Origin of the sequence: Legionella tucsonensis (assembly GCF_001468035.1) — a bacterium.
Lineage (GTDB): Bacteria > Pseudomonadota > Gammaproteobacteria > Legionellales > Legionellaceae > Legionella > Legionella tucsonensis.
Genome location: NZ_LNZA01000001.1, coordinates 1,823,618 through 1,845,466, shown reverse-complemented (window position 1 = coordinate 1,845,466; position 21,849 = coordinate 1,823,618). Strand labels below are relative to the sequence as shown.

Below are 21,849 nucleotides of genomic sequence, written 5' to 3'. Positions count from 1 at the left end.
TCGAATTCACGTTAAATTTGAAAAGTTAAACATTAAAATTTCATTAATTTTAAGGTGATTATAATATATATTGATAATTTGTGTGTTTCTCGTACCTAGCGAAAGAGCAAAATGATAATGGGATGAATTTTAATAAATTATTTAGAGTAATAAAATTATGAATTCAGAAGCAAATAATGTGTTTCGAATACTTCCTAAGGCTTTTTTACTATTCATTATTTTGACTCTCACCCTGTCAACACTGGGTATTTTGTTGGGTTTTAAGCTAGGACTTAGTTCTTTTTATCAAAATGTTAGTATTTACCATGCCTTATTTTATTGGTCATTAGGAGTCATTGCTTTAGTTCTTGTTTTACTTGGTTTGTCTTACTACAAACTCACTAAAGATAAAATCGCTTTTTGTCTTAGTGTTTCCTATTTAATTGGAGTTGTTTTTTATTTTACAGCTTGCTTAGTAAATGATTGGTTTACTCCTTTGAATTATAACTTGAAAAATTTTCATGGGTTTGTTTGGTTAGGGTCAAATACATTCATAAGCTTTTTATTAGTAGTGACTCTTGGCATGTGTTCAATAAAATCGTTAACGCGTAATTACTTTACTTTTAGTGTTCTTTTAATATTAAGTTGCATCATTTTTGGCGCATCAGGTTTTTTAATATTATGGTTTTCATACCCGAATCACATGCCAAGATTTTTTTATCCTAATGAATTTATTACCCATCCATTCGGTTTAATTAACTTGGCATTAAATCTATACTTAGCTTTTATCACTTGTTATCAGCTTGATGCCAAGAAGCGTGGTGTCTTGCTCAACGCTGTCAAATATAGCGCATTTGCTCAGATTTTAATGTCAATTTATATGGTTTTTGGCTCAAGCAAGCTTCTGGATACCGCTTATTTAATTGCATCGTTACTTCAGCTTTGCAGTTTTATCATTCCGGTTATCGGCTTAATTCAAAGTTTTCAAGAAAAATTTTTCTTGGCTTTTAAGGCACAGGAAAATTTACAGCAGCAAAAAGATAAATTTGAAAAGTTATCTACTATTGATTCACTTACTCTATTAATGAATAAGGCTGCTTTTGAGGCTACCATGGCCGCATTAATTGCGAATTACCAAAGATATGGGCGTCAATTCACTTTAATGTATTTAGACTTAGATAATTTTAAATTTGTTAATGATTCATTAGGTCATGAAGTAGGTGATAAATTATTGCAAGAAGTGGTTTCTAGATTAAAAAAATCTATCCGTATTGGTGATTATTGTGCCAGGTTGGGTGGAGATGAATTTGCTATTATATTTCCTGAATTATTCGAACCCCATAAAATTCAATCCATTGCAGAAAATTTAATAAATGTATTCAATACTCCTTTTGAAATTCATGAACATATATTGCCCATTACCGCAAGTTTGGGAATCGCGATCTATCCTGATTCAGGAGTTACCTATCAAGATATGCTCAAGAATGCAGATACTTCCATGTATGAGGCTAAAAAATCTGGAAAAAACACCTATGTTTTTTATTCACCAATTTTATCAAAATCGCAATTAGAGAAGTTGGAAATTGGAAAACATTTACGTGATGCCATAAAAAATAATGAACTTAGTTTGCATTATTTACCTATTTATTGTTTAACTACTCGAAAATTAATTGGTGCGGAGCTTTTGTTAAGATGGAATAATCAAAATCTTGGTAAGATGGGGCCCTATGAATTTTTTAGAATTGCGGAAAAAGCGGGTTTAATGATTCCAATTGGTGAATGGATACTTGAAACCTCATACTTTCAAATTAAGCATTGGAATGAAAAATACAATAAAAAATTGCAGTTTTTTATCAACATATCATCTATTGAATTCGCAAGCAGTAATTTTATTAATCACATTGAAAGATTAATTTTCAAATCAAAAGTGGACAATATCACGCTTGAACTATCTGAAAAATCACTATTAGAAAACAGAGTTAAGATTGAAAAAAATCTGCTTACCCTAACCCAATTAGGAGTAAAGCTGGCTTTAGATAACTTTGGAACAGGTTATTCTTCTTTTATTATGCTCAAAAAATTACCCATTGATATCTTAAAAATCGACAATATCTTTATTAAAGATGTTGAAAAAAATGTCGATTTAACTATTCTCAGAACAATTATTAAAATGGCTCATCTTTTAAATCTTAAAATTGTTGCTAAAGGTCTTGAAACTGAGCAACAGTTGAAAACTCTAATTGAAGAAAAATGTGATTTTGGTCAGGGATATTTATTTTCAAGGGCAGTAGATAAATATGACTTTGAATGTATGGCTTATAAATCAGCACTTACTTGAATGCAGCTGACAACAAATGAATCAAAAAAGTTCAAGTTCTCCTGATTTTTTCTATGACTTGATTCTTTTTCAATAATCTCAATTTTATTAATTCGGTATGTTTATTCTAAGTAGTCATAGGGACTGAAAAAATTACAAACTTCTGATAAACAGCTAGTCAAATTTGCTCAAAAATTGCCAAATACATCCAATAAATAAATTTATCATCAATTCGAGTTTAAGAAATATCTGAACAATTTAGATGGACTATCACACATCGTGCTCAGCATTAAATTACACTACTTTATATTTTTAAAAGCTCCTTAACGGCCTTTCTAAGTTGTTTTGCCTCTAAACGTAAAGTAATATTACTCAGAACATGAGCATCTTTGTTTTGACAATACTTTGCTAACGAGTGTCTGACTCGGGCTTCACCGCAATTTTCAGCTTCCCGTTTACGATATCGTCCGGCAATATAACCAAATACTATACCTAGAAAAATTAATAAGAAGAAACTAACAATTTCAAGATCAACCATACATCTTACCTCCAGCAAGCACATTATTTTAACAGTGCCAATCGGTATTTTCCAATTTTGTGAAAACCAAGGGCTTGGTATGCGCAGATAGCGGAATTATCATTAGTGAACAATATGGCTCTTTTGACTCGTCGGTCGGCAGCTTGTTTTAGGCAAAGATACACAGCAACTCTGGCAAAACCTTTATTTCTTAATGAAGGCGGGGTATAAACGGGGCCGATCTGTACAATATCGGGTAGATAGGCATTAAATCCACATAGGGAAACAGGAGTGTTATTTACAAATAAAACCCATCGATTTTGGCTAAGCTGCGTATCTTGAGTTTCATTTATAATGGATTGTTCAAGTGTGGGATTATTAGCATCGTCCCCTAGGGCTTCAATATGATAAGCGATAAGCCATTCTTTGATGATATCCATGTCACAATCTTGTACTGGTTTGAGTGTGCAGCTATATGAATGAATTACTTGAGGTATAGTCATTTTGTCGAGATTAAGTAAAAATAACTTTTCCTGATAATTAATGGCAAATAGGGACGTTTCTATATTTAGCCTATCAATGACAAAACCGGCTTGGGTGTCTTCGCCAAGTATTCCGGCAATTGGTCTTGTTCTTTTAAGCTCAAATTCTTCTACTAACGCTGATAATGCAGAAAAATTTTCAGTTTGCATCATCACATTACCATTCCAATAATGAGCTAAAACACCATTAATTTTATTGTTTTCATAGGAGCCGTAATATTCTCCGTGAAATGGTGCATCTTGGTAGGTAATTCCCGAGTGGTATAAATTGTTCCTAATGAACATGGTCGTTTCTTGGTAATGATTGAGATAGGATGACAATTCATTTATATGTAATTCGTCCAGCTTTTTTATCACAATCATTTTTACCTCTATATGAAGATTGTTTTTAATGCACTTTTAGATATATGTTAAGATAGCTTAATAGAAATATACTATAAAGAGACGTTAATGGATCAAGTAAAAATTGACACACACTTAGTCCAAAAGCTGATTGCTGAGCAATTTCCACAATGGCAATCACTACCGATACATCCAGTTGCTCAAAGTGGTTGGGATAATCGAACGTTTCATTTAGGTGAAGAAATGTTGATTCGTTTGCCTAGTCATAAGGAGTATGAGCCACAAATAAATAAAGAATATCAATGGTTGCCATGGCTCTCTAAACAACTCTCATTTCAAATCACGCAACCGCTTGCGCTTGGAAAACCATCGCCAGATTATCCATGGCATTGGAGTATCAATCTGTGGATTGAAGGGGAGACTGCTTCAATACAGAATATCCATGATAAAAAAGAGTTTGCGGAAGTATTGGGGAAGTGCTTAAAAGAATTTCAATCTTTAGATGCTACAGATGGACCTTTGGCTGGCGCACATAATTTTTATCGAGGCAGTTCACTAAAGGTCTATGATCATGAAATGCAGCTTGCAATTTCTAAAATTAAAAACGTTCATGAACAAAGACTTGCAGCATCACTATGGCAACAGGCACTTTCTTCTGAATGGCGCTTAAAGCCAGTTTGGGTTCATGGAGATATAGCCGTTGGAAATATTTTAGTTCGTACTGGAAGGCTGTGTGCTATTATCGATTTCGGCCAACTTGCTGTAGGTGATCCGGCCTGTGATTTGGTAATAGCGTGGAATTTTTTTTCTAGCGAAGAACGAGAAGTATTTAAAAATGCAGTTCAGCTGGATAATGATACTTGGATACGAGCTTTAGGATGGGCATTTTGGAAAACCTTATGTTGGCCAATTAATGGTACTGATGTAAAAGAGGTTTTGCATGAAATTTATATGGATTATTATGCGATTAAATAAAACGTCAGATGTATTCAATGTTTAAGATTTGGTTATAAAGAACTACCAACCAATATTTTATCCCAGCACATGAGATCAATTATGAACATGAATAATGAGAACCGATTTCATTTTAAACTAGTGAATAAAAAACAAGAAAACTTTATTCTTGACTGGATTAGTCAGCCACATATTAATGAATGGCTTCATGGTGATGGTTTAAGTAATACAATTAATGACCTTCATGAATTTTTAAACAATGGAGAACCGTGGGCAACTCATTGGATTGCATATGATAATGAAACTCCATTTGCTTATTTAATTACTTCTGAAATAGAGAAATCAGAAGAATATCCTGATGGTGCAGTTACACTGGATTTATTCATTTGCAGATTAGATTATATTGGTAAGGGATTGGCCGTACAGATGATTCATGAATTTATCTTAGATCAATTTTCTGATGCCAAAATCGTGCTTATTGATCCTGAGATCTCTAATGAGCGAGCGGTCCATGTTTATAAAAAAGCTGGTTTTGAAATCATTGGGGAATTTATAGCTCCATGGCACCCAGTACCACACTATAAAATGAAATTGTGTATTGAAGATTTAAAAAAGTAAAGATTGTCAGCCTAAGTAGAACTTTGTAATACTCAATCTCGAATGCCCTTAACTTTTTTATTTATTCTAAACTCATCGATTATATAATCTGTATCTTCTTTTTTATTATTAGATGCAACGTCTAATATTTCTTTAATTGTTTTGTTATTAAAGACACTTAGATCTCTCGGTTTGTAAAAATTAAATTATTTGGTATTAAGTTGTCACATTCTGTGGCTGATTAATTTACTTTTTTATAAATTTTCCAATGCTATCTGCAGCAAACAAGGGGATATCCATATCAGTTACTTTACCATCTGCTGTTACATTAAAAATAATTTGAGGATTATCGATGGTATCGAATACGCCCAATAGCTCTGACGGAGATTTAAGTATAAAAATATTACCCGTTAAATGTTGTAATGGAATAGCAATATGCTTTGGTCCAATAATAAATGTCAGTTGATTCTGTTGATGTACAATTTTCGCATCACCATAAATTTTATTATTGTAAATCCCTGTATAAACAGTTAATGGCAATGCTTTTTGGTAATTTGCAACTTTTAAGGAAGCTTGAGTTTGAGATTTTTCATGTTGCGTTATCTTAGCATAACCATCTAAATATACTTTACTCCAATCAGCTTTGGTATTACCTAAATATTTATCAATAAATTGATACGCTAATGCTTCTGGTAATAACGTATCACGATCATTGGTTAAAATAACAATTCCCACTTTGGATTTTGGAGCCAACAGAATCATGGCTTTTGCACCAGCTGTTTCTCCATTGTGACTGATTAATGGTTCAGACAAACCATCTGCATAGCTCCAGCCTAAAGCATAAGAACTCCATCCATCTAAAAATTTGCTAGTTAAGGTTTGTGGGGCATGCATAATTTTAATATTTTCTTTGCTAATTAGTTGCTTATTTTTAAATGAACCTTCATTTAACTGCATTATTAGCCACTTAGACATATCAATTACATTTGAATTAATGCCACCTGCTGCCCCATTACCGGTATAAATACCTTGAGTAAGTAAATTATCATAAGGAATTGCCGTTATTTTGTTGTTTAACAGTAGATGCAATCCAGCAATATTTTTATTTTGCAGGTATTTTTTTAAACCTACTGATGATTCTTTCATTTCTAAAGGATTAAAAATATTTTCTTGCAGTAAATTTTCCCAAGATATATTAGTTATTTTTTCATTTAGTTTAGCGCCAACCACGAATAAAGAATTAAGGTAGCTATAAGTCGAGCGAAAAGAAGTAGTAGGTTCAATATCTCTTAAATGATAAACGATATGATTAGCGTCATAACCTAAAACATATTGCAAATCACCTGCAAATGTTTGCAAGCCACTATGTTGCGCATATAAATCTTGTACTCTAAATTCTCGTGTAACATAAGGATCATACATTATAAAGCTGGGGTAATGATCAATTACACGATCCTGCCAACCTAATTTCCCTTGATCGATTAGCTGTGCGGTTAACGCTGCTGTAAAAGCTTTGGTTAATGAACCAATTTGAAATACAGTATGTGGATCAACTAAACTCGATTCACCTAATTTTTTTACACCAAAACCTTTGCTGTAAATTAATCGATCATTTTTTACGATAGCAATTGCCATGCCAGGAACGTTCCATTGCAGGCGTGCATTTTCTGCATATTGTTCAAATTCAGTTAGTAAGTTTTTTAAAGTTTGGTCTGTTGTTGCGGCGAGCGTTGGCTTTGCTGTTAATATTGTTGCGTAGCTAAGTGAGAAAAATAAAGCTATTATTGTAAAATTTTTTTTCATATCATTCCTTTATAAAATTTAATTTGCATTTTATCCAAATCAAAGTCTTAATATAAAACATAATAAAATTCAATAACTTATTTTATTATGTCGTTGGGGCAAGAAATGATGATTTATGCAATGAACATATTGCAACAATCATCAGATAGACTCTCAATTCAAGCGGGTTTACAGGAGGGAGCTACTCCCATAACAATCGTTATCAATGAAAATAATAACGATATGCTGCGATATTTTTTACGTGCAGCACGACTTGCGAAAATCGAAGTAAATGTAGAAAGACTAGTTCCTGAACCATCAAGTCATAGCCTAACTGCCAAGACAAGTTTAAATTAGGAAGAGTATATTATTTAGTCTAGATAAAAATAGGAGGGGTATATTAAGTGCCTATACGTGAGCGTTCAATAAACCCTATAAAAATCATTAATACTTGAGTCAATTTGATGTAAAGCTTTTCATCAAACTTATTGTAGAAAATAAGCGATTATGTAAAGTAGTCTAAGAAAATCCAATAATATCAGGAGTAACTCCCAAAATACTACATAATATCTAAACAATTACAGATGGCCTCATTTAAAATCTTCTTCTGTTTATATTTTAGAGTTGTCGGATATCCAAAATTGCAATCAGCTTTCATATTTAATACTATCATGCTTCAAAAGTAATATAAGGATATATCATATGAAGCTTACAGAACCTCAAAAACTAACATTAGTGAATTTAAACCAAGAATTTAAGCAAATTATTAAACAGCAGCAACAAGATCCTAGTAGTTTTGATAATCATGTAAATTGTTTAAAAGATCTTGAAAAGATAGTAGTGCGTTGGATGAATTTTATGTCACCCTATATTTCTTGGCAAATGGATCAAGGAAACAAACTACTGGATGCTAAATGGAATATACTTAATCAACTAAAAATAAAAAATAATTTAGGAGAATATAAAAAATTAATAGATGAAATTTATTCATTATTTTTTGATGACGATTTAAAACAGCAAATGAAATTGGCGTTTGAAGGTAAACCAGTTACAGGATTCAATGTACATATAGACGATAAGGAGCAATCAACAAAGAATTACCGAGGAACATTTTTTAAACATAGCCGTTTAGCGACTTATATAATTAATTTTTTAGATGGTACAGAGCTGACATGGAACTCCTTAGAAGATGAAAAAGAAATGCAAAAAGCTCGACAAATATTTGAGAGAAAGGTGCCTCAGCCTAAAAAAGAAATTACATATAAATTAACCAAGACATCAATAAAAGAAATGGAATTTAAAGAATCTATAGAGGGAGAGGAAAATCTTATGTCAAACACAGATAATGACCCTAATTATAGATGCGTAATTATATAATTAGGTATTGTATTCAACCTTTTTAAGCTAGCATAGCCATTAGAGCTCTTGTATAGCCTGCATCTTCTACTTTATTGCTGCGTTACAAAGGGTTCTTCGGTGCTCATTACTGTAGTGAACTGGGAGTCCAGACGGTTGCCACGTGGCTAAAAGATTAACCCTGGGATATTTAAAATTTTAGAAGCCATTGCTTAACGAATGTTCAAACTCTAAAATTTGAGTTAGCTCTATTTTTATCCCAGTAGCGGGTTAGTCACTGACAGAGTGTACCGGACAGCTTCTAAATGAGACGATTATGAGCTATGGCTATAGGCTTTTACATTATCTTTACCCGCCTGCTTCGCCGCATAAAGGGCATGGTCCGCAGCCTTTATTATCTCTTCAATAGAAGCTCCATGTTTTATTGCTTCTGCTACTCCAATTGAAATGGTAATGTTATTTAATGGATTGCCTTTAAAATATATTGATATATTTTTTATCTTTTCACGAAGCTCTTCCATTTTATTCACGGCATTGTTTAGCGTTGTGTTCAACAATACGACAACAAATTCTTCTCCACCGAAACGTACAGAAATGTCGCTTTCACGGAAACTGTCGTTTAATAATTTTCCTATTGCTTTGAGTAGCTCATCTCCTGCTAAATGACTGTAATTATCATTAAATTTCTTGAAATTATCGATATCTAACATCGCTACACATAATGTCTTTTTTTCTCGAGCAATTCGAATTAATTCTCGTGACAAAATATCATTTAAATAACGTCGATTATATAAATTAGTTAATGGGTCATGTAATGACAGCTCACTCAATGACACGCGCAGATTAATATTAGCAATGGCAAGCTTAACGATATTCCCAAAAGAGTTAGCGATGTCTTGTTGATGGTGTGTTAATTTTTTATCTTTCGGCGCTAACAGGTGGATCACACCTATTAATTCATTTTGCACTATAAGCGGTAACGCCATATGTCCTCCTTGAGGAGGAGTTTTATAATGGGCACAAGGCACTGATTTATTGGGATCATCAACCACCTGAGTGGTTGCCTCGCGGATTGAAAAGCAGTCTATAGGAAGAAATATGTTTGGTAATAATTGTTCTCTTCCCCACTGGACTACCGTTTCCATTTGATTGATTGTCTTATTATAAATTGATAAACCCCCACTTAAGTCAGGAAACAAATCTTGAGCAATTAAACTGATTCGTGGATAAGCTTCTTCTGCTGTAATGCAAATTTGTAGTGAACGATTTAGTTTATTTAACAAACTTTCATCATGTTCTAATAATTTCAATTCATTTAAAGTTTCCATCGTTTTTTCATTCAACTGTCGCATTTTTTCTTCATTTTGAATGCGATCACTTACATCCTTCATTTGCATAATAAAATTAATCGGCTCTCCCTGCTCATCACGTATGAGGCTCGCACTAACCATCCCCCAGATAATACTGCCATCTTTTCGAACATAACGTTTTTCCATATGTGAAATTCGTAATTCACCTTGAAGGAGTTTATTCATGGCATCTAGAGTCATAGGCACGTCATCAGGATAAGTAATTTCCAACATATTTAGGTTACGCAACTCCTCATCACTGTAACCTAAAATCTCTTGCAGTGTAAGATTGGCATGGATGCATATTCCTTCAGGGGAGACAATGGCCATGCCAATAGGTGCATTTTCAATAGTATTACGAAAGCTTTCTTCGCTGTGTCTTAAATCAGATAAAAGATTTGAACTGTATATTTCCAGATAAATTGATCTCATTAAAAGTTGATTCGCATCTCTCATTCCAGAGATCACTACAGCCACATAAAGTAATGTCGCAATAAACAAGAGAAATGATAGCGAAGGAGTAATAGATACTGATAAAAAAATTAAGAGCATCCAAATTGGCATCATAAAAGCAATGTAAGCGCTATGCATTGTTAACAATTTAGCTGCAGGCGCTGCAAGTAAACCAATGAGATAGACAAAAATTGCCATGCGATGCAATGGATTATCTACATAGAGAAACAACGTTCCCCCTAAAGCCCATAAAATACCTGATTGCAGGTTATTCATTATAAAATATTTTTTCCAAAATGCTGGATGAAATAAACCATCCTGTTTTTTTCGGCGATGATAATGAATTAAAAATAAACCTCTTAGCACATGATTGAAAACAAACATCAACAACATCCATATTATTACCAAAAGCTTGTTATTTACTTGATTCCAGATCAGTGCGACAAAGATTATGGTGGCAAAAAAATCAGCAATAATTAAAACATAATAATTCTTATATGACTCATCTATAAGCTTATCCTCTATTTGAGATTTTGTAATGCCCGGGAAGTCCATTTAAAAATTATCCTCATGTAAGAACCTTAATATTAAAATAATAATAACAAACTTTTATGAAGAGCGATTGAGTTTGAGTATCTATATTTATATGGATACTGGACTTATCTCCACTTTAGAATTAGAGGCGGATTATGAGAAGTGGGTAATGTATGCCCTGATGGCCAACCAAGAATAATTGGCGCTACAGCAGTCATTTTTTTAGGTATCTCCAACTCTTTTTTCCACTCTGGGGAATTTAAAGCTGGAATTGCAAAACCTACGACGCAGGAAGCAAGACCATAAGTCAGAGCAGAAAGCATTAAATTTTCAGCAGCTAACCAACAGTCGGCGCTGACAAATTTGCCTTTGAAAGTACTATATATAACAATTAAAGTATGTGCATTATAAAAGACATTGAATTCTTTTTGCTGCACTACTTGCAAGACATGCTCTTCTTGTAAGTCTATGTTTTTCTTTTTATCTTTCATTGTTAACAGCTTAGCACTTTCTGAGATACGATCTAATAAAGACTTATTCTGAATCACTACAAATCCTCTGGATTCTTCATGAAGTGCTGACGGGGCATGTACTGCCGCATCTAAGAGTTGATGAATAATCTCTGAGTCGACTTTTTGGGGTAAATAACTACGTACAGCTCTTCGATTATATATTGCATCCATTACATCAATTTTATGGCGATTTATTGATTCTGCGTTTTCCATGAGCTGCTCCTGCTTTCCAGTATCTGAAGTGTTTATCAATAATTTATTATAGCAAAACTTAAAAGTTATGTGATTGATATACTAACATAAATTGTTATAGGTAAGGAGAGCAAGTTTGATATTGGGGAACTCGCCGTTTGGACGGTTGTTTCGGCTATCACATTGTTGTGTTTAGCTGCTGCAATTACTTAATTCTTTTTTTAATTGAGTAGCAAGTTTTTCAACTGCGCTTTGGACGCATGGAGAAAGAGAAGAGTCTAAAGCAATAACATCTATTTCAATTCCATAGAATATAATATTGTTGGGTAAGACATTAAGAGCACTGGCTAATTGGAGTGCTTGTAAAACCCCTATACCATGAGTTGAGAATTGATTTTCCGGGTCAGTGATCTCGTCCTTTTTGAACTGATGTATCGTTCCTATTCCTTTATTTGATTTTATTGCATCAATGAGAAACACGGTATGTGCATTATTTATTAATTCAACCAGACGAATTCCAGGTCGATCGTGACTTTCTATCATCACATATTGAGTGATTCTAGAGGGTAAGACGATTTGCTGTTTTAAGATTTCTATTACTTTCCATCCTGCCTGATCGTCCCCAAAGGGTGATCCAATACCTAAAACTTTTATCAGATTCACTCTCGGCTCACTTTAATATTTAAAAAATGTGTTGAACACGAAATGCAGGGATCATAATTACGTATAATCATTTCACTGTAGGAGCGTAACGAGTTTTCGTCTTTATTTAAGCCCAATTGATGTAAAGAAATAGCAAGATCTTCCTCAATACGAGCTTGGTTTTGGCTTGTAGGAGGGACAATGCGGGCTGTTTTAACTTGGCCTTTTTTATCAAATTGGTAATGTTGCCATAAAATGCCCCGTGGTGCTTCTGTGCACCCAATACCTATCCCAGAACGTGGTTTGACTTCCTGAGGGAAAGAGGTTTGGGGCGTTTCATATTGTTCTAAAATGCGTATGGATTCTAAAACACAGTAATAAATCTCAACAGCCCTAGCAATGATACTTTGGTACATGTTATTAGAGGGGAAGTTGATTTTTAAACTTTGTAAAAGAAGGTGTATGGGTGCTGGTAAGTGACCAAAACAATTATTGACTCGTGCTAGTGGTCCCACTAAATAAGGTTTATTTTGCAATAAACAATGTAATGCATTGGAGTAGGAAACTTGGCTTTCTGTGAAGTAGGCATCAAATTCATCGATGCTAATATTTAATCCATGGTTTGATACTAACCTGCCTTCATTAAAAGGATATTCAGTAGGGTGATACAGTGAAACATAAGTAAAATCGTGCGAATTATTTGGCAAGCTAAGCTCAGCGAGCCAACGAATTAATGCGTCACAGTCTGCAATTCTTGCCTTTGCATTTTCTAGTAGTAAATTAATTTCAGCAAAGGAAGGGGGTTTATAAAATCCACCCACGCATGCTCCAACAGGGTGAACAGAGCGGCCACCAAATAATTTGATTAAATCATTACCAAATGCTTGAAGACGCATGCCTCGACGCACTTCTTCTGGATGGACTTTTGCCATTTCAGGCGCTGATTTAAAACCTAAAAAATCGGGTAGTGCTAAAAAATGAATGTGCATGCTGTGGCTTTCTAGCCATTCGCCGCAATAAAACAAACGACGCATGTTGCGTACCCAAGAGGTTGGTTTAATACCAAAACAATTTTCTATTGCTTGGGTAGCACTCATTTGGTAGGCAACAGGGCAAATACCACAGATGCGTGCTACAAAATCGAGCACATCAGTATAACTTCTTCCTTCAAGAAATTTTTCAAATAACCTGGGAGGTTCATAAATTTTCAATTTTAATGCTTTAATTTTATTGTCACGAATTTCTACTTCTAGTGCTCCCTCGCCTTCTACTCGCGCTAAGATAGGGACATTAATTGAGATGTTTTTACTCATTGCTGATTTTAATTCCCTTAAAATAGTTCCCTGCAGTATTAAATGCAGGAGCTTGATTATTAATATGGAAAAATTTTTGGGAAATGGATTTTTTACTCATTCCAAGCTGTTCAAACCAATTACCCAGGGATAGGGTATTGGCGTTGTCTTGTGGCCCATAACATGCATAACATCCTCGTCCAATTGAGGGACAAAGAGAGCCGCAACCCGCTTGAGTTACTGGCCCCATACAAGGTTGTTTTTGAGTCACCAGCACACACACATTTCCTTTACGTTTGCACTCCATACACTCAGAGTCTCGCTTAATTCGTGGGGATGCATTTGATAATAAAGAACGAATTGCCTCTAATACTTGTTTTCCATTAACTGGACAGCCCCATAATTCCCAATCTACTTTGACATGATGGGAAATTGCAGTTGAAGTACTTAAGTGTTTAATATAATCTGGAGATGGGTAAATACTGTTCACCCATTCTTTGGAGTTATTAACTTGACGTAGAGCCTGAATACCCCCTGCAGTAGCACATGCGCCAATCGTAATGAGGTATTTACTGTTTTCCCGGATTTTTTTGATTCGTACTTCTTCTTCAGCTGTTGAAATACTGCCCTCTACAAAGGCTATGTCTATTGAGGCATTAAGATCTACTGCTCCTGCCTCAGCGAAATGCTTAATATTAACCAGATCAGATAAGGTAAGTAATGCCTCCCCAGCATTTAAAAATGCCAGTTGACATCCATCGCATGATGTAAATTTATGCACTGCCACACATGGTTTCATGGTCGTTAAAATCCTGGTACATTAAATAATTCCTTAATTTCTGAATATGCAAAAATAGGACCATCTTTGCATATAAAAAAACCGCCATATTGGCAATGACCACATTGTCCAATCCCACACTCCATATTTCGTTCCATACTCATATAGATGTTGTGTTCAGAAATTCCTTTCTTTTTTAGCAGATTAATTGCCGTGTGCATCATGATTTCGGGCCCACACATCATGATTACAGTATTTTCTGGATTCGCATTGATTTTATCAATCATATCTGTTACATAACCAACGCTCCATGGCCACTTGGGACCCGCTTGATCGGCTGCAATATGAACTATAGTATCAGGTGATTTTTCCCATACTGCATATTTTTTTCTAAAAATAAAATCATCACTGTGTTTCACACCTTGCAAGATGCTTAAATTACCGTATTGTTTTCTTCTTGCTAAGATATAATCAATAATAGACACGGAAGGTGCGCATCCAAGCCCTCCTGTGATCACAATAATATCCTTATTCTGTGTTTGCTCAAGAGGCCAACCGCGTCCATAAGGACCACGAACTCCGATTTTATCCCCTGCTTGTAGTTTCTGTAATGCTCGGGTCACTCGTCCTACAGCCCGGATGGTGTGAGTGAGAATATGCTTTTTTTCTGGATCAGATACAATGGAAATAGCTACTTCGCCAACTCCATAAAGGTAGAGCATATTAAATTGGCCTGGGTAAAAATTAAATGTGTCATGGTGTGAAGCGTCAATAAAACGCAAATGCAGAGTAAAAATAGTAGGTGATTCCTGGATACGTTCTATAATTTCAGCTTCAAGTGGTAAATAAGGATCATTTGGTTGGATCACTTTGTTGACTCCTTACATTTGATTCACCTGAAATCGCTGCTAATTCTTCAGTAATGTCAATTCCAACAGGACACCATGTCATGCAACGGCCGCAGCCCACGCAGCCACTTGTATCAAATTGATCAAACCAACTGCCTACTTTGTGAGTTAACCATTGCCTGTATTGTTTTCGCGTATCCTCACGGATTATTTTTCCATTCAAATTACTATGACCTGTTGTAAAACAGGAATCCCACTCTCGTTGATGTTCACTTTGGGAGCCATCTAAGCTCGGTTTTTCTACTTCAGTATGACAAAAGCAAGTAGGGCATACCAAGGTGCAATTTCCACAAGACAGGCATCTTTGTGCTACTTCATCCCAGCGTGGATGGTTTAAATTAGAAAACAATAAATCACGTAACTCACGTTTATTATTTAAGGGGATTCTTTTGGTTTGCATTGTACCCGCTTGGGCTACATTTTTTATTGCCTCGTTACATTGGGTACTTTTAGCTTCTAATAAATCTAAGTTACTAACAATTTTCTCACCGCGCTCACTGCCTGAGGTGACTACAAAACCATCAACAACTTCAGTCAAAAGGATGTCAAAAGGATCCCTAACTTCAGGTCCGGTTCCTGCTGAAACGCAGAAACAATTTTCAGAAGAATACGTACAATGCACAGCAACAATAAATAATTGCTCACGGCGTTTTTTATAGCGTGGGTCAGGATGTGCGCTCTCAATAAATACTTTATCTTGAATATTCATTGCATTCAAATCACAAGAACGCGCTCCAATGAGTGCAATGGGCATTTCCTCTGCTTGATGGGGTGTAAAAGTTAACTTTCCCTCTGTGTTACGCTCTACTTTCCATACTGTTTCCTGGGGTTTAAATAAAAAAGGCTTTATTGCTTGAGGCCCATTCGCAAAAGCAAAAGCTTTGTGCTCAGGAATTTTTTCTAAATTGTAACTACCTGGCGTTTGGATATCGCGCATTCCCCAGGGCAACTGATCTGCATGTTTGAGTACATCATAAACAATAGCACCATCTCGTACTTGAGGACCGACACAGGAAAAACCGGCATCTTGTAATCCTTGAAACAGATTTTGCAATTGTGTGTAAGGCAAAAAATAGGATGTCATAAAATTCCTTTAACAAATTCTAGGCAATTGTTCCCCTGCCAGCCAATCAATAATTCTCATTCCACCTAATTTTGTTTTTAGTTGAACAAAATGCCTCTCATCTTCAATGACTTCACCAATATCTTCCGCATAGAGTCCTAGGGGATGTGAACGCATTACTGCTAATAGTTTGTTTGCATTATTGGGGGGGCAAATAGCAATTAATTTTCCTTCATTAGCAACATATAAAGCATCCAATCCTAGTAATTCACAAGCACTGGCTACTTCAGTACGAATGGGGATTTTATCTTCATCAATCATAAATCCAATATTTGATTGTAATGCTATTTCATTTAAGGTTGTTGCAAGCCCGCCACGGGTAGGATCACGTAAACAATGGATATTAGGCACAGCATCGGTCATGCAGCGCACCAAATCATGCAGTGAAGCTGTATCAGATTGTATTTTTGTTTGAAACTGCAAATTATTACGATGTGCCATAATCGCAATGCCATGATCACCAATATATCCACTGACAATGACACGATCTCCTGGATTTGCTTGATTACCTGAAATATGAATTCCTTCAGGTATTACCCCAATCCCAGTAGTAGTAATAAAAATGCCATCTCCTTTACCGCGCTCTACTACTTTAGTATCGCCAGTAATAATTGCGACATTAGCGTGTTTTGCTGCATTAGCCATGGATTTTACAATTTTTTGTAAATCAGTAAGTGGAAGCCCTTCTTCTATTATGAAACTGGTTGATAAGTATAATGGTTTTGCGCCAGACATTACGATATCATTAACTGTTCCGTGAACGGACAAAGAACCAATATCCCCTCCGGGGAAAAATAAAGGCGAAATAACATAAGAATCTGTAGTCATGACCATGCGGCCAGGTGATGCTGAAAAGCAGGCTTGATCATTTTTTTGAGCCAGCCATTGATTATCAAAAGAAGCCAAAAATAATTGATCGATTAATTGAGCCATAACCCGTCCACCACTACCATGAGATAAATTAATTATTCCTTCTTTAAAATTAAGTCTGGGGTTTTTAATTTTTTTAGTTATTGTGGCTTCAGTCATTATGTATTTATCCGTCCATAAGCATATACTGCAGCACATGCGCCTTCGGAAGAAACCATACAGGAGCCTAATGGATTTTCTGGCACGCATGCTTTAGCAAATAATTTACAGTCCATTGGTTTTTTTACCCCTCGGAGTACCTCGCCGCAAAGACATTGTTTGTGTTCTTTTGAGACAGAATCAGGTAATTGAAAACGTTGTTCTGCATCAAATTCAGCATATTCTGCTCTAATTGTTAAAGCACTTTTGGGAATAAACCCAAGGCCGCGCCATTCAAATTGCTCACGTAACTCCAAAACTTCAGCCATAATTTGTTGAGATGTCGTATTGCCTAAATGATTCACTGCACGAGTATACTGAATTTCTACTTCACAACGTTTTTTATTGAGTTGTTTAATTAACATTAAAATAGAGTGTAACAAATCCAAAGGTTCAAAACCTGAAATCACAATAGGTTTATGATATTTTTTACATACTGCCTCATAGGGTTTACTTCCAATAACAATGCTGACATGTGCTGGACCAACAAATCCATCTAATTTGACCTCGTTGGATTGCAGTAAACTTTCCATAGCGACAGGCGTTAAGACATGATTACAAAAAACACTAAAATTAGAAAGTTTCAATTTTTTCGCTTGTTTTATTACCAATGCTGTTGGTGGCGTTGTTGTTTCAAAGCCAACGGCAAAAAATATCACTTCTTTTTGAGGATTTTCCTGGGCTATTTTTAAAGCATCATGCGCTGAATAGATCATTCGAATATCGGCTCCTAGTGCTTTAGCATGGAGTAGATTTTTTTGTCCAGTGCCAGGAACACGCATCATGTCTGCATAACTGGTAAGAATAACATTGGGTAAAGAGCTTAGTGCAATAGCTTTATCCGTGATTGCCATTGGCAGTACACAAACAGGACAGCCTGGCCCGTGGATCATTTCAATGTTATTTGGAAGCAAGCTTGGGATCCCGTAGCGATGTATGGCATGGGTATGTCCTCCACAAAACTCCATAAATTGATAGTGTTGATTGGAGCTTACTTGGGTAGCAATTTCTTTAGAAAGTACTTTTGCAAAGTCAGCATTTCTGAAGTCTTCAATGTATTTCATAGAGAGGCATCCTGCACCATTTGTGCAAATAAGTTTAAGGTTTTCAGAGCTTCTTGCTCATCTAATCGTGTTAAGGCATACCCTACATGAATAATAACGTAATCACCTTCAGTTACTTTATCTAATAAGGCAATTGAAATTTCTTTGATGATACCACCTAAATTAATTAAAGCTCTTTCTTCATCAAGAATTTGTGTAATTTGTGCGGGTATTGCTAAACACATAAGAATTATCCTTTTATTCCTCCAATCCAGGCCTGTCCTAAAGAAATACCGCCATCATTGGGCGGTAGTTTTCGTGGTAATAGAGGAGTGATTCCGGATGCACTGAGTGTTTTGTGTAATCCCTCAGCCACTATTTGATTCAAAAAGCATCCGCCACTTAATACTACAATATCAATCTCTTTTTCTCGACTTATTTTTTTAATCCATTCTGTAAGACCTGCGATAAGTGTTCCATGAAAGAGATTGGCGCCTATTATAGGATTTTCTATGTCCAATAGTTGTTCCAATGTGGGCATCATATCAAAATGATGATCTTTTATTTGCCAGCCATTGGGTATGATTTGCAAATGATTAACGAGACTCTCCAATTGCATTGCAGCTTGACCTTCATATTGTGATATCAGTCGAACTCCTAATAAGGCACTCGCTGCATCAAATAAACGGCCGCAGCTGCTGGTACTAGGACTGTTTATTTTTTTATCTAAAAGATGATGTATCAAATTTGCTTGAGAACAGTTTGGAAAACGTTTGACAATTTCATTGCTTCGGCCTAAAAAATGTAAAACACTTGCTCCCATTCTCCAAGGTTCACGTGCTGCTTTATCACTTCCAGGTTGTAAAAGTGGGTAAAAAGATCCGATCCGTTCAAATGAGTCATGATTTAGCAACAAAAGTTCACCTCCCCAGGCCTCTCCATTTAAACCATATCCATACCCATCCAAAGCTAAACCAAGTACGTGTCTTTGGATGCCATGTTCCGCAATAACTGAGGCTAAATGGGCATGATGATGCTGTATTGCAAATGCTGGTATGCCATATGATTTCGCAAATCGAGTGGTATAAAAATCAGGATGTAAATCATGGACAATTCGTTCTGGTTTTACATTCAGAAAACGTAATAAATGATTTAATGATTCATGGAAGAAATTAATTGTTGCCTTGTTATTTAAACTTCCTATATGTTGTGAAATAAAAGCCTCATCACCACGTGTAATGCAAAAGGTATTTTTAAGATGTCCCCCTACAGCGAGGGTGGGTGGAATAGCATACGGAAGCTGAATAGGAATAGGTAAAAAACCACGGGCACGTCGAATAAACAAAGGAGTATCATGGATAAGACGCATCACCGAATCATCAATGCGCGTGACAATTTGTCGATTGTAGGTGACAATTTTATCTGCAATAGTTCTAAGTTCATGTTTGGCACTTACATCTTCCCCAATGAGTGGGGCACCACCTAAATTGGCGCTGGTAACTACTAAAATCATAGGTTGATATTCATCGAGCCAATCACAATTATTTTTGTTGATTGCAAATGCATTAAAAAGTAAATAATGTAACGGAGTATAGGGGAGCATTACTCCAAAATGATTTAGATTTGGAGCAACTCCTGCAAGTTCTATCTTTTTTTTGAGTAAAACTATAGGGCGTTCAGTACTTTCCAATAAATCTCGAGAGCGTTCACTGATTTCAGCAATTTCAGCAACACTTTTGCTATTAGCCATCATCAGGGCAAAAGGTTTTTGGTCACGTTTCTTTCTTTCTCGAAGTTTAAATACAGCGCTTTTATTGCTGGCATCACAAAGAAGTTGATATCCACCCAGACCTTTTAAAGCAATTATTTCTCCTTGTAATAAAGATTGTGCAATTTTTTCTATGGATAATGAAAGTTGAGGACCGCAATGAGCGCAAGCAGTAGGTTGGGCATGATAGCGTCTATTATCAGGATTTAGATAGTCTGTCTTACACTTCTGGCAAAGAGGGAAAGCATCCATGGATGTATTGCAGCGATCATAGGGAAGGTTTTGTGTAATCGTGAATCTGGGACCGCACTGAGTACAATTTAAAAAAGGATAGCGAAAATAGTGACTTAGGGGATCAAAGAGCTCTTTTAGACACTCAGAACAAATGCAGGTATCAGGGGAGATAGTTGTATTAGACTCACCTTTATCACTTTCAATAATATTAAAGGCAGCTTCATTTGTTTTAATGGAGATTGTTTTAAGTTGAATACGATTTATTTTTGCAAGTGGAGGTAAATTGGCTTTTAAATAATAGACGAATTGGTATGCTAAGATTCCTTGAACTTCCAGTAAAACGCCTGCAGTGTTATTTTTTATCCAACCCGTTAACTGGAGTAGTTTTGCTATCCGATAAACATAAGGCCTAAAACCAACTCCTTGAACTCGACCTTGGATGCTAATCTGCAAGCGCTCGATTTTCATGAGTGCTCACTCACATCAATTTTTGTTTTAACCAGCTATACCAATCATTTAAACCATGACGCTTAGTAGCTGAAAGAGTTATTATGTTCACATTAGGTTTGATTCTGCGCGCATACTCGATACATTGCTCGAGCTTAAAATCCACGTAAGGAAGCAGATCGGTTTTAGTGATTAGTATTAAATCAGCACAACGAAACATCTCAGGATATTTAAGTGGTTTATTATCACCTTCAGTCACTGAAAGTATGACTACTTTAAACTGCTCACCTAAATCAAATAAAGCAGGACAAACAAGATTACCTACATTTTCAATAAATAATAGTGATTTTTCTTTTATAGAAAGATCTTCTAATGCATGGCTCACCATGTGCGCATCTAAGTGGCAGACTCTTCCAGTATTTATCTGGATGGCATTGCCGCCACTTGCTTGAATTAATTCTGCGTCATGATTTGTTTGTTGATCACCAACAATAACGGCAATATCCAATTCGCTTTTTAAATCCTGAATTGTTTTTGCTAAAAGAGTAGTTTTACCTGATCCTGGACTGGACATCATATTGATTGCCAAAACATTTTTATTGGTTAAATAGTTATTATTATCAAGGGCAAACTGTTGATTCTTGGCTAAAATATTTTGCTCAACATGAATTAAATGATTGTTGTGAGTATGATGTTCATGTTCATGTTCATGTTCATGTTCATGTTCATGGTGATCAAACTCATTATTTTCTTCAGAACAACCGCATATTCCACACATTATTCTACCACCATTGATTGAACACGTAATTCTTCACCTTGAAGAATCTTTAATGAATGACTGCCGCATGCTAAGCATTGTTCATAATACTGTCGCAAAGGAACTACTTTTTTGCAAGACTCACAGAATGCCTCTGCGGGAATATCAATAATTTCAAGCACAGCATTCTCCGCTACAGTTCCTTTACTTGCTATGCTAAAGCTAAAAATTAAAGCATCTTTTTCAATTGCAGCAAGCTGACCAATCTCCAAAATTACTTTTTTTACCTGAGGGCACTCTTTTTTAACTGTATTTTGTTTAATAATCTCGAGAATGCTTTGACACAACCATAATTCGTGCATA

21 protein-coding genes are annotated in these 21,849 nt (G+C 35.5%); 5 read left to right on the top strand and 16 right to left on the bottom strand.

Translation table 11 applies throughout. The annotated features are described in order from the left end of the window. The first annotated feature begins 157 nt into the window (after positions 1-157). Positions 158-2,317 (top strand): putative bifunctional diguanylate cyclase/phosphodiesterase, encoded by a 2,160-nt coding sequence (locus tag Ltuc_RS08060; protein ID WP_058520761.1) that lies wholly within the window; start codon positions 158-160, stop codon positions 2,315-2,317. 283 nt (positions 2,318-2,600) lie between these two features. Here the strand turns inward: Ltuc_RS08060 and Ltuc_RS08055 are convergent, their stop codons facing one another. Together Ltuc_RS08055 and Ltuc_RS08050 are read right to left on the bottom strand one after the other, a co-directional pair. Beyond that, complete coding sequence (locus Ltuc_RS08055; RefSeq protein WP_058520760.1) at positions 2,601-2,834, bottom strand: hypothetical protein; 234 nt, start codon at positions 2,832-2,834, stop codon at positions 2,601-2,603. A 23-nt stretch (positions 2,835-2,857) separates the two neighbouring features. Further along, the gene (locus Ltuc_RS08050) at positions 2,858-3,718 is read right to left on the bottom strand and encodes a GNAT family N-acetyltransferase (RefSeq protein WP_058520759.1); all 861 of its coding nucleotides are present in this window, start codon (positions 3,716-3,718) and stop codon (positions 2,858-2,860) included. An 87-nt stretch (positions 3,719-3,805) separates the two neighbouring features. On the opposite strand from Ltuc_RS08050, the gene Ltuc_RS08045 reads away from it, so the two are divergent. Further along, positions 3,806-4,672: an aminoglycoside phosphotransferase family protein gene (locus Ltuc_RS08045; protein ID WP_058520758.1), complete on the top strand. Its 867-nt coding sequence runs from the start codon at positions 3,806-3,808 to the stop codon at positions 4,670-4,672. A gap of 81 nt (positions 4,673-4,753) precedes the next feature. Then, positions 4,754-5,269 carry a GNAT family N-acetyltransferase gene (locus tag Ltuc_RS08040; protein WP_058520757.1) on the top strand — a complete coding sequence of 172 codons (516 nt, stop codon included), beginning with the start codon at positions 4,754-4,756 and terminating at the stop codon, positions 5,267-5,269. Between the two features lie 225 nt (positions 5,270-5,494). Here Ltuc_RS08040 and Ltuc_RS08035 read toward each other — a convergent pair whose 3' ends face one another. After that, positions 5,495-7,051, bottom strand: coding sequence for a serine hydrolase (locus Ltuc_RS08035; RefSeq protein WP_058520756.1), 1,557 nt, complete (start codon positions 7,049-7,051; stop codon positions 5,495-5,497). Positions 7,052-7,156: 105 nt separating this feature from the next. Here Ltuc_RS08035 and Ltuc_RS08030 point away from each other — a divergent pair, with 105 nt between their 5' ends. Both Ltuc_RS08030 and Ltuc_RS08025 read left to right on the top strand, forming a co-directional pair. Continuing rightward, positions 7,157-7,387 carry a hypothetical protein gene (locus Ltuc_RS08030; protein WP_058520755.1) on the top strand — a complete coding sequence of 77 codons (231 nt, stop codon included), beginning with the start codon at positions 7,157-7,159 and terminating at the stop codon, positions 7,385-7,387. A 345-nt stretch (positions 7,388-7,732) separates the two neighbouring features. Then, positions 7,733-8,407 (top strand): hypothetical protein, encoded by a 675-nt coding sequence (locus Ltuc_RS08025; RefSeq protein WP_058520754.1) that lies wholly within the window; start codon positions 7,733-7,735, stop codon positions 8,405-8,407. A gap of 293 nt (positions 8,408-8,700) precedes the next feature. Here Ltuc_RS08025 and Ltuc_RS08020 read toward each other — a convergent pair whose 3' ends face one another. The 13 genes from Ltuc_RS08020 to hypA form a co-directional block, all read right to left on the bottom strand. Next, positions 8,701-10,743, bottom strand: coding sequence for a GGDEF domain-containing protein (locus tag Ltuc_RS08020; RefSeq protein WP_058520753.1), 2,043 nt, complete (start codon positions 10,741-10,743; stop codon positions 8,701-8,703). Between the two features lie 104 nt (positions 10,744-10,847). Next, positions 10,848-11,447 carry a nitroreductase family protein gene (locus tag Ltuc_RS08015; RefSeq protein ID WP_058520752.1) on the bottom strand — a complete coding sequence of 200 codons (600 nt, stop codon included), beginning with the start codon at positions 11,445-11,447 and terminating at the stop codon, positions 10,848-10,850. Between the two features lie 171 nt (positions 11,448-11,618). Next, complete coding sequence (locus Ltuc_RS08010) at positions 11,619-12,089, bottom strand: hydrogenase maturation protease (RefSeq protein WP_058520751.1); 471 nt, start codon at positions 12,087-12,089, stop codon at positions 11,619-11,621. Beyond that, positions 12,086-13,381 (bottom strand): Ni/Fe hydrogenase subunit alpha, encoded by a 1,296-nt coding sequence (locus Ltuc_RS08005; RefSeq protein WP_058520750.1) that lies wholly within the window; start codon positions 13,379-13,381, stop codon positions 12,086-12,088. The genes Ltuc_RS08010 and Ltuc_RS08005 overlap by 4 nt, the downstream gene beginning before the upstream one ends. Further along, positions 13,374-14,159 (bottom strand): NADH-quinone oxidoreductase subunit B family protein, encoded by a 786-nt coding sequence (locus Ltuc_RS08000; protein ID WP_058520749.1) that lies wholly within the window; start codon positions 14,157-14,159, stop codon positions 13,374-13,376. The genes Ltuc_RS08005 and Ltuc_RS08000 overlap by 8 nt, the downstream gene beginning before the upstream one ends. A 5-nt stretch (positions 14,160-14,164) precedes the next feature. After that, complete coding sequence (locus Ltuc_RS07995) at positions 14,165-15,007, bottom strand: FAD/NAD(P)-binding protein (RefSeq protein WP_058520748.1); 843 nt, start codon at positions 15,005-15,007, stop codon at positions 14,165-14,167. After that, a complete protein-coding gene (locus tag Ltuc_RS07990) occupies positions 14,991-16,130 on the bottom strand; it encodes a 4Fe-4S dicluster domain-containing protein (RefSeq protein WP_058520747.1) in 1,140 nt (379 codons plus the stop codon). Before Ltuc_RS07990 ends, Ltuc_RS07995 begins: the two co-directional genes overlap by 17 nt. A gap of 9 nt (positions 16,131-16,139) precedes the next feature. Beyond that, positions 16,140-17,198 (bottom strand): hydrogenase expression/formation protein HypE, encoded by a 1,059-nt coding sequence (hypE, locus tag Ltuc_RS07985; RefSeq protein WP_058520746.1) that lies wholly within the window; start codon positions 17,196-17,198, stop codon positions 16,140-16,142. Next, a complete protein-coding gene (gene hypD / locus Ltuc_RS07980) occupies positions 17,198-18,301 on the bottom strand; it encodes a hydrogenase formation protein HypD (protein ID WP_058520745.1) in 1,104 nt (367 codons plus the stop codon). Before hypD ends, hypE begins: the two co-directional genes overlap by 1 nt. Beyond that, on the bottom strand, positions 18,298-18,525 hold the full coding sequence (locus tag Ltuc_RS07975; RefSeq protein ID WP_058520744.1) for a HypC/HybG/HupF family hydrogenase formation chaperone: 228 nt from the start codon (positions 18,523-18,525) through the stop codon (positions 18,298-18,300). Before Ltuc_RS07975 ends, hypD begins: the two co-directional genes overlap by 4 nt. Positions 18,526-18,530: 5 nt before the next feature. Then, positions 18,531-20,750, bottom strand: coding sequence for a carbamoyltransferase HypF (gene hypF, locus Ltuc_RS07970; RefSeq protein WP_133138361.1), 2,220 nt, complete (start codon positions 20,748-20,750; stop codon positions 18,531-18,533). Between the two features lie 10 nt (positions 20,751-20,760). Beyond that, a complete protein-coding gene (gene hypB / locus Ltuc_RS07965; protein WP_058520743.1) occupies positions 20,761-21,507 on the bottom strand; it encodes a hydrogenase nickel incorporation protein HypB in 747 nt (248 codons plus the stop codon). Beyond that, the gene (gene hypA, locus Ltuc_RS07960; RefSeq protein WP_058520742.1) at positions 21,507-21,848 is read right to left on the bottom strand and encodes a hydrogenase maturation nickel metallochaperone HypA; all 342 of its coding nucleotides are present in this window, start codon (positions 21,846-21,848) and stop codon (positions 21,507-21,509) included. Before hypA ends, hypB begins: the two co-directional genes overlap by 1 nt. Between the last annotated feature and the right edge of the window lies 1 nt (position 21,849).